General features: G+C 63.0%; 12 protein-coding genes and 1 pseudogene. 10 read left to right on the top strand and 3 right to left on the bottom strand.

Annotated features, from left to right (window positions below; genetic code table 11):
- Nucleotides 1-10: 10 nt before the first annotated feature.
- The 5 genes from APH41_RS01085 (at nucleotide 11) to APH41_RS01065 (ending at nucleotide 6,164) form a co-directional block, all read left to right on the top strand.
- Nucleotides 11-874 (top strand): LysR family transcriptional regulator, encoded by an 864-nt coding sequence (locus APH41_RS01085; RefSeq protein WP_054917036.1) that lies wholly within the window; start codon nucleotides 11-13, stop codon nucleotides 872-874.
- Between the two features lie 224 nt (nucleotides 875-1,098).
- On the top strand, nucleotides 1,099-2,163 hold the full coding sequence (locus tag APH41_RS01080; protein ID WP_054917035.1) for a putative 2-aminoethylphosphonate ABC transporter ATP-binding protein: 1,065 nt from the start codon (nucleotides 1,099-1,101) through the stop codon (nucleotides 2,161-2,163).
- Nucleotide 2,164: 1 nt separating this feature from the next.
- A complete protein-coding gene (locus APH41_RS01075; RefSeq protein WP_054917034.1) occupies nucleotides 2,165-3,877 on the top strand; it encodes a putative 2-aminoethylphosphonate ABC transporter permease subunit in 1,713 nt (570 codons plus the stop codon).
- Nucleotides 3,878-3,899: 22 nt separating this feature from the next.
- Nucleotides 3,900-4,913, top strand: coding sequence for a putative 2-aminoethylphosphonate ABC transporter substrate-binding protein (locus tag APH41_RS01070; protein ID WP_034128970.1), 1,014 nt, complete (start codon nucleotides 3,900-3,902; stop codon nucleotides 4,911-4,913).
- A gap of 123 nt (nucleotides 4,914-5,036) precedes the next feature.
- The gene (locus APH41_RS01065; protein ID WP_054917032.1) at nucleotides 5,037-6,164 is read left to right on the top strand and encodes a TIGR03364 family FAD-dependent oxidoreductase; all 1,128 of its coding nucleotides are present in this window, start codon (nucleotides 5,037-5,039) and stop codon (nucleotides 6,162-6,164) included.
- 29 nt (nucleotides 6,165-6,193) lie between these two features.
- Here the strand turns inward: APH41_RS01065 and APH41_RS01060 are convergent, their stop codons facing one another.
- Together APH41_RS01060 and APH41_RS01055 are read right to left on the bottom strand one after the other, a co-directional pair.
- Entirely contained in the window at nucleotides 6,194-7,561 is a 1,368-nt protein-coding gene (locus tag APH41_RS01060; RefSeq protein WP_054898687.1) for a DUF3482 domain-containing protein, read from the bottom strand.
- A complete protein-coding gene (locus APH41_RS01055) occupies nucleotides 7,554-8,933 on the bottom strand; it encodes a DUF2868 domain-containing protein (RefSeq protein WP_034128967.1) in 1,380 nt (459 codons plus the stop codon). Before APH41_RS01055 ends, APH41_RS01060 begins: the two co-directional genes overlap by 8 nt.
- A gap of 69 nt (nucleotides 8,934-9,002) precedes the next feature.
- On the opposite strand from APH41_RS01055, the gene APH41_RS01050 reads away from it, so the two are divergent.
- Nucleotides 9,003-9,515 carry a dihydrofolate reductase gene (locus APH41_RS01050; protein ID WP_034128966.1) on the top strand — a complete coding sequence of 171 codons (513 nt, stop codon included), beginning with the start codon at nucleotides 9,003-9,005 and terminating at the stop codon, nucleotides 9,513-9,515.
- A 13-nt stretch (nucleotides 9,516-9,528) separates the two neighbouring features.
- Nucleotides 9,529-9,615: pseudogene (locus APH41_RS29585) on the top strand (outer membrane lipoprotein carrier protein LolA); the annotation flags it as partial.
- A 12-nt stretch (nucleotides 9,616-9,627) separates the two neighbouring features.
- Here the strand turns inward: APH41_RS29585 and APH41_RS01045 are convergent.
- Nucleotides 9,628-11,019, bottom strand: coding sequence for an L-cystine transporter (locus tag APH41_RS01045; protein WP_054917031.1), 1,392 nt, complete (start codon nucleotides 11,017-11,019; stop codon nucleotides 9,628-9,630).
- 242 nt (nucleotides 11,020-11,261) lie between these two features.
- Between APH41_RS01045 and APH41_RS01040 the strand changes: the two genes are divergently transcribed.
- The 3 genes from APH41_RS01040 to APH41_RS01030 all read left to right on the top strand — a co-directional run bounded on the left by APH41_RS01040 (nucleotide 11,262) and on the right by APH41_RS01030 (nucleotide 14,013).
- Nucleotides 11,262-12,323, top strand: a complete 1,062-nt coding sequence (locus APH41_RS01040; RefSeq protein ID WP_054917029.1) for a hypothetical protein — start codon at nucleotides 11,262-11,264, stop codon at nucleotides 12,321-12,323.
- A 212-nt stretch (nucleotides 12,324-12,535) separates the two neighbouring features.
- A complete protein-coding gene (locus APH41_RS01035) occupies nucleotides 12,536-13,069 on the top strand; it encodes an RNA polymerase sigma factor (protein ID WP_034128963.1) in 534 nt (177 codons plus the stop codon).
- Complete coding sequence (locus APH41_RS01030) at nucleotides 13,066-14,013, top strand: FecR family protein (protein WP_054917027.1); 948 nt, start codon at nucleotides 13,066-13,068, stop codon at nucleotides 14,011-14,013. Before APH41_RS01035 ends, APH41_RS01030 begins: the two co-directional genes overlap by 4 nt.
- The last annotated feature ends 87 nt before the right edge of the window (nucleotides 14,014-14,100 follow it).

Here is a 14,100-nt window from a genome sequence, read left to right as displayed (position 1 = left end):
AGAGGGTGGTGTGCTGAGTGCTGAGTTAAAGGCGTTTTTCATGGTCGCCCGGCTGGGCAGCATTACCCAGGCGGCGAAGAAACTCGGCTTGAGCCAGCCCACGGTGACCACCCAGATTCGCAACCTCGAAGGCCACTACGGCGTCGAGTTGTTCTACCGTGGCGGCCGCCGCCTCACCGTCAGCGACGAGGGCGCGCGGCTGTTGCCGATGGTCAAGGCGCTGTTGCAGCAGGAAGCGGATATCGAGTTTTTCCTGCGCAACAACGGCCAGGTCCAGGGTGCGCTGAGAATTGCCGCAACGGCGCCGTATTACATCCTCGATCTGGTCAAAGCCTTTCGCGAGCGCCTGCCCCAGGTGGACGTGTCGGTGGAAATCGGCAACTCCCAGCAGGTGCTTGAGGCGCTGGACGATTACCGCGTCGATGTCGCGGCCTCATCGCAATTGCTGGAAGACGCCCGGCTGATCCGCCGCGTGCTGGGCACCGACCCGCTGGTGCTGGCGGTGCACCGCAATCACCCGTTGGCCAAGCTCGATCACGTAACGTTGAGCGCGCTAGTCGGGCATACCTTGCTGATGCGTGAAGCGGGCTCCACTACCCGCAGGCTGACGGAAGAGATGTTGAAGAATGCGGGCGTCGGATATGGGCCGTTGTTGGAGATTGGCAGCCGTGAGTCGATTCGCGAGGCGGTGCTGCGCAATATCGGCATCAGCATCATCGCCCGCCAGGAAGTGCCCCACGACCCGCAGTTGCGCGTGCTGACCATCGAGAATGCACCGCAGATTCCGGAGTATCTGTATTGCCTCAAGGAGCGCAAAGGAGCGCGCCTGCCGGCGGCTTTCCTTGGCCTGGCTCAGGAAATGTCACCCCTCTGATCGTTCCCACGCTCCGCGTGGGAACGCCGCTCAGGACGCTCCGCGTCCGTGACGCGGAGCGTCACTAGAGACATTCCCACGCAGAGCGTGGGAACGATCATGATAGCGGTCGTGAGTCCTACACAAATCCACCAATACCACTATCACCTCTTTTTGCCTTTCTGCCACACCCGCTACGCATTGCCCTCCTAGCATGGCCTTCATTCGTTCGATGAGGTGCCACCATGCACACAGCCCTGACCCAACCCGGCGCACCGATGAAAGTGCGCGCAATCCAGAAACGCTTTGGCGCCTTCACCGCGCTGGACAACGTCTCCCTGGACGTCGCCGCCGGCGAGCTGGTGTGCCTGCTGGGCCCTTCCGGCTGTGGCAAGACCACACTGCTGCGCTGCATCGCCGGCCTGGAGCGCCAGGACAGCGGTGAGCTTTACCTGGGCGAGCGGGACGTGTCCCTGCTGCCACCCCAGGCGCGGGACTACGGCATCCTGTTCCAGTCCTATGCGTTGTTTCCCAACCTCAGCGTTGAAGCGAACATCGGCTACGGCCTCACCGGCAGCGGCCGCGATGAAGTGCGCAAGCGGGTCGCGCAGATGCTTGAGCTGGTGGGCCTGGTGGGCAGCGAAAAGAAGTACCCCGGCCAACTCTCCGGCGGCCAGCAACAGCGCGTCGCCCTGGCCCGCGCACTGGCGCCGGCGCCGTCGTTATTGCTGTTGGATGAGCCGATGTCGGCCCTCGATGCCCGCGTGCGTGAGCACCTGTGCACCGAGCTGCGTCAACTGCAGCGGCGCCTGGGCATCACCACCTTGATGGTGACGCACAACCAGGACGAAGCCATGTTGATGGCCGACCGCATCGCCGTGATGAACAACGGCAAGGTCGAGCAGTACGCCACGCCCCAGGAAATCTACGACCGCCCGGCCACGCCGTTCGTGGCAGAGTTTGTCGGCCAGGGCAACTGGTTGCCGTTCAGCCGTAACAGCGCCAGCCATGCTCAGGTGGGTGGGTTGAACATGCGCCTGGCTGAGGACGCCGGTGTCGCCCAGTCCGGCCGCTTGTTCTGCCGCCCGGAAGCCATTTGCGTCAACCCACCGGTGCATGAAGAAAACCTGTTCCCGGCCAAGGTTCGCGAGATTACCTTTCTCGGTAACCGCTGCCGCATGAGCTTTGAGCTGGAGCAGTTGCCAGGCCATGCGTTGCTGGCTGAACTGGCGCCGGAAGCGATGCCGCGCCTGGGCGCCCAGGACATCTGGGTGGCGTTGCCGCCGCGCAGCCTGCAGGTGTTTGCCTGAGATGGGGGCGGTGATGACATTGCCGGTACCGCGCCAGGTGTCCCGCGCCGAGTGGGGCGACCGCCTCTTCGTGGTCGGCGGCAAGTGGCTCTGGCTGGGCCTGTTAGTGGTGGCGGTGCTGTCGCCGCTGTTGGCGATCTTCTGGCGCGGCTTCAGCAGCGAAGCCGGGCAGGGCGGTGGCCTGGTAGCCGCTCGCGAACTGCTGAGCAGCGCCAACTTTCATTGGTTGCTGGGCAATAGCCTGAAAGTTTCCCTCAGCGTGGCGGCCATCGTCGTGCCGCTGGCCTACTTGTTTGCCTATGCCCTGCAACGCACGCTGATCCCCGGCAAGTCCATCTGGCGCGGCCTGTCATTGCTGCCATTGATGGCGCCGTCGATGCTGCCGGGCATTGCCCTGGTTTATCTGTTCGGCAACCAGGGCCTGCTGCGAGGTTTGTTCTCAGAGAATATCTACGGTTTCTGGGGCATTGTGCTCGGTGAGGTGATCTATACCTTTCCCCATGCCTTGATGATTTTGCTGTCGGCGTTGTCCTTGGCGGATGCACGCTTGTTTGACGCCGCTTCGAGCATGGGCGCCAGCCCGGCACGGGCGTTTCGCAGCATTACCTGGCCAGCCACGCGCCAGGCGGTGTTCGCCGCTTTCTGCCTGGTGTTCACCCTGACCATCACCGACTTCGGAGTACCGGTGGTGGTGGGCGGCGATTATCAGGTGCTGGCGCTGGAAGCCTACAAGGCGGTGGTGGGCCAGCAACAGTTCGGTCGCGGCGCGTTGATCGGCATGGTGTTGCTGCTGCCGGCGCTGTTCAGCTTTGGCGTGGATGCGTGGTTGCGCCGTCGGCATGGCGACGCGATGAGCGGCCGCGCCCAGGTGTTCCAGCCAGCGCCATCGCGGCTGCGCGACGGGTGCTACCTGGCCGTCGTGCTGCTGATTTGCGCGGCGTTGCTGCTGGTGTTCGGCATGGCGGTGTACTCCTCGCTGGTGAAATTCTGGCCGTACAACCTGTCGCTGTCGCTCAACCACTACCAATTCGAAGACACCGCCGGCGGCGGCTGGCTGGCCTATCGCAACAGCCTGACCATGGCGCTGTGTACGGCGTTGATCGGCAGCGTGCTGATTTTCACCGGCGCCTACCTGATGGAAAAAACCAAGGGCCAGAAAAACCTCAACCTGGCGCTGCGCATGCTCAGCTTCGTGCCAATGGCCGTGCCGGGCCTGGTCCTGGGGCTGGGCTACGTGTTCTTCTTCAACCTCAACGGCAACCCGTTGCATGTGTTGTACGGCAGCATGGCGTTGCTGGTGGTGTGCACCATTGCGCACTACCTGACCACCGCGCAGATGACCGCGACCACCGCCTTGCGCCAGTTGGACGCCGAGTTCGAAGCTGCCGCGTTGTCCCTCAAGGCACCGTTGTACCGCCATTATCTGCGCGTCACGGTGCCGATCTGTCTGCCGGCGCTGCTGGACATCCTGCGCTACCTGTTTGTCTCGGCGATGACCACCGTCTCCGCCGCGATCTTCCTCTACAGCCCCGACACCATCCTCGCCGCCGTCGCCGTGCTGAACATGGACGACGCCGGCAATGTGGGGGGCGCGGCGGCCATGTCGACCCTGATCCTGTTCACCTCGGCCAGCGTCTCGCTGCTGCTGGCGTGGGCTTCACGTGGCGCGCTGCGCCGCTCCCAAGCCTGGCGCCAGCGCGCACCTGGCCAATAAACATCCCTGAAGGAGGTGCTCCATGTTCAAGCCCCTGGCGCTGGTCGCTGCAGTCCTCACGGCATTCAGTCTGAATGCCTTCGCCAAGACCGAGTTGACCGTGTACACGGCCCTTGAAGCCGAGCAATTGAAGACCTACAAAAAAGCTTTCGAACAGGCCAACCCCGACGTCGAGATCAAGTGGGTGCGCGACTCCACCGGCATCATCACCGCCAAACTGCTGGCCGAGAAAGACCGCCCCCAGGCTGACGTAGTGTGGGGCCTGGCCGCCTCCAGCCTGGCGATCCTCGATCAGCAAGGCATGCTCGACAACTACGCGCCCAAGGACCTGGACAAGATCGGCAAGCATTACCGCGACGCCGCCAACCCTCCGGCCTGGGTGGGCATGGACGTGTGGGCCGCCACCCTCTGCTTCAACACCGTCGAAGCCGAGAAGCAGGGCCTCACCAAACCGGTGAGCTGGCAGGACCTGACCAAGCCCGAATACAAGGGCAAGATCGTGATGCCTAACCCGGCGTCTTCAGGCACCGGCTTCCTGGATGTCAGCGCCTGGCTCCAGACCTTCGGCGAGAAGCAAGGCTGGCTGTACATGGACGACCTGCACCGGAACATCGGCCAGTACGTTCACTCCGGCTCCAAGCCGTGCAAGCTGGCGGCGTCCGGTGAGTTCCCGATTGGCATTTCCTTCGAATACCCGGCGGTTCAGCTCAAACGCCAGGGCGCGCCGCTGGAGATCATCCTGCCCAAAGAGGGGCTGGGCTGGGAGATCGAAGCCACCGCTGTGATCAAGGGCACTGCCCATGCCGACGCGGCGAAAAAACTCGCCGACTTCTCTGCCAGCACCGCGGCGATGGACCTGTACAAGGAAAACTTCGCCGTGCTCGCGCAACCGGGTATCGCCAAGCCGCAGACCGAATTGCCGGCGGACTATGAGCAACGGTTGATCAAGAACGACTTTGTCTGGGCTTCCAGGAACCGTGACAGCATCCTGGCCGAATGGCGTAAGCGTTATGACGGTAAGTCGGAAAAACAGTAACCGATCGTTCCCACGCTCGGCGTGGTAACGCCGCTCTGGACGCTCCGCGTCCGCTTTTAAAGGTCGTGACGCGGAGCGTCACCGGATGAATTCCCACGCGGAGCGCGGGAACCAGAGGACAGTATGAGTAGTGATCTGTTAGTCGTCGGCGCCGGCATCCTCGGCCTCTCCCACGCCTATGCCGCCGCCAGGCGCGGCCTCAAGGTCAAGGTGTTCGAGCGCAGCGCCACGCCATTGGGCGCCTCAGTGCGCAACTTCGGCCAGGCACTGGTCACCGGTCAACCACCAGGGCCAATGCTGGACCTGGCGCGGGAAAGCCGCGAAATCTGGGGCCAGTGGGCGCAAGCGGCGGGCCTGGCGCTCAAGCGCAATGGCTCCTACCTGTTCGCCCGCACCGAAGCCGAAGAACATCTGCTCGAAGCCTTCTGCGCCGGGCGCGCGCGGGAGCACGGCTACAACGTCGAGCTGCTGCAGGGCGCTGCCATGAACGACCTGTACGCCGGCCAGTTCCGCCATCACCGCGCCGCCCTGCATGGCAAGGATGACCAGCAGTTGTACTCCCGCGAGGCGATCCCGGCGCTGATCCATTACCTGAGCCAGCACTTGCACGTGGAGTTTCACTTCTCCACGCTGGTACGTGACGTAGAGCCGGGCCAGCTGCACAGCACGGCCGGCAGCTTTCGCGGGGAGCAGATCGTTGTCTGTTCAGGCCACGACTATCAGACCCTGCTGGCCGAATCCATCGCCCCGCTCAACCCGCACACCTGCCGCCTGCAAATGCTGCGTGCGCGGCCGGTGCTTAATCTGAACCTGCAACACGCGCTGCTCACCGGCTTGAGTTGCGTGCATTACGGCGCTTTCGCCGACCTGCCGGAAGCCGCTGTGGTCCAGGCGCAGATCCTGCGCGAAACGCCGCATCTGCAGGAGCACGGCATTCACCTGCTGATCAGCCCCACGCCCCATGGCGAACTGATCATCGGCGACTCCCACCATTACGACAGCGACCCGTCGCCCTTCAATGCCGAGCAGATCGATGACTGGATGATCGAGCTGGCGCAGCAGACCCTGGGGTGCAACATCCAGGTGGTCGAGCGCTGGCAAGGCGTCTACGGCGCTCGCGGCCCCGGGCCGTTTTCGTTTGTGCAGGCGGCACCTGGCGTCAGCGCTGCCTTGATGCACACCGGCGTAGGGATGAGCGTGGGGCCGGCCATGGCCGAGCGCAATATCCGCAGGTTATGGGGAGAAGCGTGATGAACCCGGAACAGGCAGGCATTGGCGGTTCAGGTCTGGTCCAGGCGTTGGGCCAGGGCTTCAACCTGCTCCTGGCGCTCGGCCTGGCTTAGTTTCGCGTGGGGGTTGAGGGATGACCATTGCGGATAGGCGCGGGCTTTGTTCAAGGCGTCGGGCAGTTTGCCCTCGCGCCAGGTTTTGTCCTGGGGCGTATCGACCTTGATGCTGTGCATTGCCGCATGGCCGCGCAGGTTCAGGGCCTTGAGCAACTGGCGCTGGCGCAGGGCTAGCAGGCGCAGCACGCTGTCGTCGACGGTCAGCTCGCGCTGGCCCTTGATCTTGCCGAGCAGGCGACTGCCGTAGCTGCGTGCGGTTTGCAGGGCGCCACCGGCGATAGCGCCTGCCAGGGCCGCGGCGCCAAGGGTCAGGCCGCCGACCAGTAGATCCACGCCAGCACCGGCAGCGGCTCCGGCAGCTATCCCGCCGCCGACCCGCACGCCAAGTTGCTTGAGGGTTTCGGGGTTGAACAAGTCATCGCCCCAGCGACCGTCGAGCAGCGGCAGGTCGCTGGCCGCCGCGTCCTGTGGGCGAAAGCCGAACAGTTTGAGCAGGGCTTCAACGCACTTTTGTTCGCGTTGGCGCACGGCCTTGCGTAAGTCGCTGACGGCTTGGGGCTCATTCTCGGTTGTCACACTGCGACGGCAGGCCGCGCAGTCGATCAACAGTTCGGCGATCAAGCGGGCGGCGCTTTGCTGGCGAGCCTGGCGCTGGGCTTCTTGATCGAGGATCAGGCGTTCCAACTGCGGCCGTGAGTTTTCCAGCAGCAGGGCCAGGCTTTCATACAGCCGGCGTTCGCCGTCTTCGGGCGGTGCCACGCTGTCGAAACGCACCAGCGCATGCAGGCCGAGGCGGGCCAGGGCTTCGCGCCAGTCCGGTTCGCGGTGGTCGCTGCTGCTGACAAAGTTGAGCACCGGCAACAACGGCTTGCCGCAACTGGCCAGCACTTGCAGTTCGTCGCGGTACTTGGCCAGCACCGGCTCGCGAGCGTCGATCACGTACAGGCCGGCATCGGAGGCCAGCAACTGGCGCAGCACCTTGGCTTCCTGTTCGAAACGCTGGCGCGCCTCGCTGCCTTCCAGGAAACGCGTCAGCCGCGCAGGGCCATCCAGGCGTTCGCCGGGGCGGTCGAGGCGTTCCAGGTAATCGAGCAGGGCGATGGCGTCTTCCAGGCCGGGAGTGTCGTACAGCTCCAGCAAAGCTTCGCCATCTACCGATAGGCGTGCACCTTCCACGTGCCGCGTGGTGCTGGGGCGATGGGACACTTCGCCAAAGCCGACATCACGGGTGAGGGTGCGCAACAATGAGGTTTTGCCCACGTTGGTATGGCCGACCACGGCGAGTTTCAGCGGTTTAGTCATGACCTGTCTCCAGCCAAGTGAGCGGCGCGCAATCGGCAAACGACACTTCAAGCTGTTGCAACGCGGCATGCCAGTCGCCCAGGCGCTCGGCGTCCAGCGCCTGGCCCGGTGGTGCCTGCAGCAGCCATACGCGAGTGTCGGTGGCGCTGCGTGCCAGCTCGGCGATCAGTGCCAGGCTGCCACGGTCGGGCGAGCGGCGCGGGTCACAGGCGATGGCCAGGCGCGCGGGTGGGAAACGGCTGAGTTGCTCCAGCAGTTTGTTGCGTGATTCGCGGCTGTCGAGGATGCCGGCGTTCTTGACGTTGGCAGGCAGTTTGGGGGGCCAAGGGTGTTGGTCGTCGAGTTCGATGGCGACCAGCAAGGCGCCATCACTCTCCAGCTCACTTGCGCCGCCGCTGATCGGGTGCAGGTGATCGGGCGCCACATCGTTGACCCCCAAGCGCTCGCTGCTGGGCATCAGGCGTTCGCGCAGTTGGGCGTAGCCGGGCAGGTTGAGGTCCAGGTGCAACGCTGCGCGCCCGCGTTTCCATCGCCACAGGCACAGCAAGGCAAGGATCAACCGCGGCAGCAGACCGTAGACCAGCAACACGCCCACCAGCCAGGCCGCCCAGGCCTGGCGGGCGCTTTCGATATTCAGCGCGGAGTCGCCGCTGGCGCGGATCATCTCCACGGTGGGCACATTGAAACCGAGCAGAGCCGGGAGTGTGCCGAGGGCCTGGGTCACGGCGACAAAGGTATCGGCGCCGAGAATGGTGGTTTCCCACACAAACCCATAGCGGCGGGTGGCGAGCAGAGTCAGCAGGATCACCAGGGCGCTGAGCAAGGCCAGCAACCACAAGCTGTTGACCAGCACACCCACCGCCCAGCGATTGAGTTTTTGCCGTTGCAGCAACAGCAACAACGCCGGGGCCAGTTGCGCGGCCTTGGCGTCACGGGCCAGTTTCTCGCTGAGCCACAACCACAGCCGGCCAAGGCTGGCGCTGTGTTCGCCGGCAAACAGCAGGCCCAGGGCCCAACTGATCAGCAAGATCAGGTTCAGGCCGAGCAGGCTGCCCAAGGCCCAGAACACATTCACCGGGGCCAGGCCATTACCCAGCGCGGCGAACGCCAAACCGGCGCCGCTGATGACGGCGACCGCCGCCAGTAACAACAGCGCCAGGCGTGCGCCTTGCAGCCAGCGGCTGAGCGCGGCGGCCAAACCATCGCGCTCGGCCAGGTGCAGCGCACGCTGCTGGATGCGCGTGGCCAGGTCGCCCCCGGCGGTGCGGGCCAAGCGGTTGGCTTCCAGGTCTTCCAGGGGGCCGGCGTGTTCTTCCCGCAGGCGCACGGTTTCTGTCAGCCAAAGTCTGTGCAGCGGGTTCAGTGCAGTCACGCGCCGTCCTGTCGTGTTGATGAGGTTGGAGCATAACCGCTGGCTCGCCGCTCTGGTATTCTCGTCGCCATGAAAAAAACTCTCCCTTTAAGCCTGATCGCAGCCCTCGGTGAAAACCGTGTGATCGGCGTCGACAACAGCATGCCCTGGCATTTGCCGGGGGATTTCAAATATTTCAAAGCCACCACCCTTGGCAAGCCGATCATCATGGGGCGCAAGACCTGGGATTCCCTGGGCCGACCGCTGCCGGGGCGCTTGAACCTGGTGGTCAGCCGTCAGACCGATCTTGTGCTGGAAGGTGCGGAAGTTTTTCCGTCACTGGGTGCAGCGGTCGAGCGCGCTGAGGAATGGGCCAAGGCGCAAGGCGTGGACGAGCTGATGCTGATCGGCGGCGCGCAGTTGTATGCGCAGGGGCTGGAACAGGCCGATCGCTTGTACCTGACCCGCGTGGCGCTGAGCCCGGAAGGGGATGCGTGGTTTCCGCAGTTTGATGGGAACCAGTGGAAGCTGGTGTCGAATGTCGAGAATCCGGCTGAGGGTGATAAGCCGGCCTACAACTTCGAGGTGTGGGAGCGCAACTAGTGTAGGAGCGAGCTTGCTCGCGAAGATCGTCAACGATGACGCGGGCATTCTGAATGAACGCGGCGCCCTCAGGTTCTTCGCGAGCAAGCTCGCTCCTACAGGTTATAAGCCTTTATGCCTGCGCCAGTTCGGCATGCTCATCGGCATCCAGCAACGCTTTATCCGTCTGCCCCATGATCTGGCTGGTAATCGCCCCCGCCGTCATCGAACCATTGACGTTCAACGCCGTACGGCCCATGTCGATCAGCGGCTCCACGGAAATCAACAGCGCCACCAGTGACACCGGCAAGCCCATGGCCGGCAGCACGATCAGCGCGGCAAAGGTCGCACCGCCGCCCACGCCGGCAACGCCCGCCGAACTCAAGGTCACTATCGCCACCAGGGTCGCGATCCACAGCGGGTCCAACGGGTTGATGCCCACAGTCGGCGCGACCATCACCGCCAACATCGCAGGGTAAAGACCGGCACAACCGTTCTGGCCGATGGTCGCGCCAAACGAGGCGGCGAAGCCGGCGATGGATTGCGGGATGCCCAGGCGACGGGTCTGCGCTTCAATGCTCAGCGGGATGCTTGCAGCGCTGGAGCGGCTGGTGAAGGCGAAGGTCAGCACCGGCCACACCTTGCGGAAGAAGCGCAGCGGGTTGATCCCGGCCAAGGACAGCAGCAGGCCGTGCACCACGAACATCAGGCCCAGGGCCAGGTACGACACCACCACGAAACTGCCCAGCTTGATGATGTCTTGCAGGTTGGAACCGGCGACCACTTTGGTCATCAGCGCCAGCACACCGTAGGGGGTCAGCTTCATCACCAGGCGCACCAGGCGCATCACCCAGGCTTGCAGGGTGTCGATGGCGTTAAGGACTTTCTGGCCTTTTTCCACGTCGTCCTTGAGCAGTTGCAGCGCGGCAACCCCAAGGAACGCGGCGAAAATCACCACGCTGATGATCGACGTCGGCTTGGCCCGGGCCAGGTCGGCGAACGGGTTGGCCGGTACGAACGACAGCAGCAACTGCGGGATATTCAGGTCGGCAACCTTGCCCGCGTAATCACTCTGGATCACTTGCAGGCGCGCCATTTCCTGGGTGCCGGCCACCAGACCTTCGGCAGTGAGGCCGAACAGGTTGGTCAGGCCGATGCCGATCAGGGCCGCGATGGCCGTGGTGAACAGCAGCGTGCCGATGGTCAGGAAGCTGATCTTGCCCAGGGACGAGGCGTTGTGCAGGCGTGCCACGGCACTGAGGATCGAGGCGAATACCAGCGGGATCACGATCATTTGCAGCAGCTGCACATAGCCGTTGCCGACCAGGTCAAACCAGCCGATCGAAGCTTTGAGCACCGGGTTGCCGTCGCCGTAGATCGTATGCAACGCCGCACCGAACAGCACGCCAAGCACCAGGGCGAACAGCACCTTCTTGGCGAGGCTCCAGTTTGTACGGCGGGTTTGTGCCAGGCCCAGCAACAGGGCCACGAACACCAATAAATTGAGAATCAGGGGCAGATTCATTGAAGCTCCGTTGAGAAGGCAGCCAATCGCGTGAGCCTGCGATTGCGAACCGGGAAGCCTAACAGCTTGAAATATATTGATTTAATACCAATATGGAATGGCGACTGTCGTTTTTGGAATAAGCGTTTGACGCCCAGGCGTATGCGCTTGGCGCAATCGCGACGTCAGCGGTCGCGCTCGGGCGATAACTGTCATACGGATTTGTTAGCGTCGATGTCTTTCACTTGAGGGAGACAACGCCTATGAAGCTCGCGCCGAAACTACTGTTATCCGCCGCCTTTTGCCTCGGGCTCGCCAGCCAGGCGTTTGCCGCCACCGAGTTGAAACACTGGCCGGCACCTGCCGCCAAACAACTCAATGAAATGATCGCCGCCAACGCCAACAAGGGTAACTACGCGGTGTTCGATATGGACAACACCAGTTACCGCTACGACCTTGAAGAGTCCTTGCTGCCGTTCATGGAAAACAAGGGCCTGATCACCCGCGAAACCATGGACCCTTCGCTCAAGCTTATCCCCTTCAAAGACACCGCCGACCATAAGGAAAGTCTGTTCAGCTACTACTATCGCCTGTGCGAAGTCGACGACATGGTCTGCTACCCCTGGGTTGCGCAGATTTTTTCCGGCTTCACCCTCAAGGAACTCAAAGTGCAGGTCGACGAGCTGATGGCCTCCGGCAAGCCCGTGCCGGTCAGCTATTTCGAAGGCGACGTGGTGAAAAAATCCGAGGTACAGCCGCCAAAAGTCTTCACCGGCCAGGCCGAGCTGTACAACAAACTGATGGAAAACGGCATCGAGGTCTATGTGATGACCGCCGCGTCCGAGGAGTTGGTGCGCATGGTCGCGGCTGATCCGAAGTACGGCTACAACGTCAAACCCGAGAACGTCATCGGCGTGACCACGATGCTCAAGGACCGCAAGACCGGCGAGCTGACCACCGCACGCAAACAGATCACTGCCGGCAAGTATGACGAGAAGAGCAACCTCGGCCTGGAACTGACCCCCTACCTATGGACCCCGGCGACCTGGATGGCCGGCAAGCACGCGGCGATCCTCACCTACATCGACGAATGGAAAAAACCAGTGATTGTCGGCGGTGACACACCGACCAGCGACGGCTACATGCTGTTCCACGATGTGGACGTGGCCAAGGGCGGCGTCCACCTGTGGATCAACCGCAAAGACAAGTACATGACCCAACTCAACGGCATGATCGCCAAGCACGCGGCGGCGCAAGCCAAGGAAGGGCTGCCGGTGACGGCGGACAAGAACTGGGTGGTCGTCAAGCCGGAAGAGATCCAGTAAGACCGAGTCACTGCATCGCAGACAAGCCAGCTTCCACCGTCGACCGCATTCTCATGTTGGGGCGCGGTCAACTGTGGGAGCGGGCTTGCCCGCGAAGGCGGTCTTAAGAACACCGCAGACTCAAAGGCAAAATAGATATCAATTGCGAACTAATCTCATTCTTTGCTAGCGTGCGCACTCCCTGAACCGTCCGTTCTTCTCAAGGTAGTGCTGTGTCCTCCTGGAATACGCAGATCGCGCGCCTGTTCGCGGAGCAGAAGAAAGCCCTCGAAGCCTTCGTCACGCGCCGCACCGGCAGCGCCCAGGTGGCTGCCGACCTGACCCAGGAATCCTTCCTGCGCCTGGCGCGCCTGGAGTCCGGCGAGAAGATCGATAACCTACCCGCGTTCCTCTTCACCATTGCCAGCAACCTGGTGCGCGACCACCAGCGCCAGGCTATCCGCCGCGAGCGTCTGGATGCCGGCGCACCGAGCGAAGAACTGCCCTGCAGCAACCCCGGTGCCGACGAACAACTGGCCGCCTATCAGCAGGAGCAACTGATGCAGGATGCGATCCTGGGCCTGCCCGAGGCGACTCGGCAGATCTTCCTGCTCTATCATGTCGACGAGCTTTCCTACCGCGAGATTGGCGAACGCCTGTCGATCAGCCCGCGCAGTGTGGAATACCAATTGCGTCGCGCCTTGATTGAATGCCGTGGGTACATCAAGACGCGCCTAGCCTGCGATGCACAAGGACGTCGGTCATGACTGCCCTGCCTACTGCTGATGTGTTGTTCGAAGAGGCGTCCGGCTGGTATTTCCGCCTGCACGCCGAGGACTTGACCCCGGCTGAAATGGACGCCTTTGCTGCGTGGCTCGGTCAGGGCCAGGCGCAGGATGATGCCTGGCAGGAAGTGCAGGCGATGCTCGGTGGCCTGCGTGAGCCGGCGCGCGTCATTCGCCGTGCCGAGCAGGCCACCTGGCGTAAACCGCTGCGGCGCTGGGCGTATGCGGCTGCCGTGTTGCTGGCCGTGGGCCTGACCGTGCAGAACACTCCCTGGCTTGACCGCTTGCGCGCCGACTACGCCACCGGCACTGGCGAGTCGCGCAGCATTGAACTGGCCGATGGTTCCCACCTTCAACTCAACACCGACAGTGCGGTGCAAATCCGCATGACTGCGGGTGAGCGGCAGATTCGTTTGCTGCGTGGCGAAGGTTTCTTCGATGTGACCAAGGACCCCGCACGGCCCTTCGTGGTGCAGTCGGGCGACGGCTGGGTGCGAGTGGTCGGCACCCAGTTCAGTGTGGCGCGGCGTGATGACCAGACGCGTGTGCAGGTGGCGCAGGGCAAGGTTGAAGTCAGTGCAGGGAGCGGCACGCCGGTCTATCTGGAACCGGGGCGGGCCGTGGAGTATCAGAGCCGGCACCTTGCACACGTCCACGGTTTCGACCCGGCCAGCGGCTTTGCCTGGCGTCAGCGGCAACTGGTGTTCCGTCAGCAACCTTTGTCGGTGGTGGTCTCTGAACTGAACCGTTACTGGCCCGGCAAGACGCTGGTGCTCGGTGATGCGTTGCGCAGTCGGGTAGTGTCCGGCGTGTTCGAAATCGACAAGCCCGATGCCGTGCTCAAGGCGTTGGAATACACCCTCAACCTGCGTGCCGAGCACTACACCCCGTATTTGCTGGTGTTGCGTGAAGGCAATGCGTCCTGACGGCAATTTCTCAAAATATTTTCAGGGTTTCCCCGCAAGCCATCGTCCTTGATCACTGAGGCGTAAATAGTAAGCACTCTCAAGTAG

Source organism: Pseudomonas sp. NBRC 111138 (genome assembly GCF_001320835.1).
Classification (GTDB): domain Bacteria; phylum Pseudomonadota; class Gammaproteobacteria; order Pseudomonadales; family Pseudomonadaceae; genus Aquipseudomonas; species Aquipseudomonas paracarnis.
This window is presented reverse-complemented; position numbering and strand designations above follow the sequence as displayed.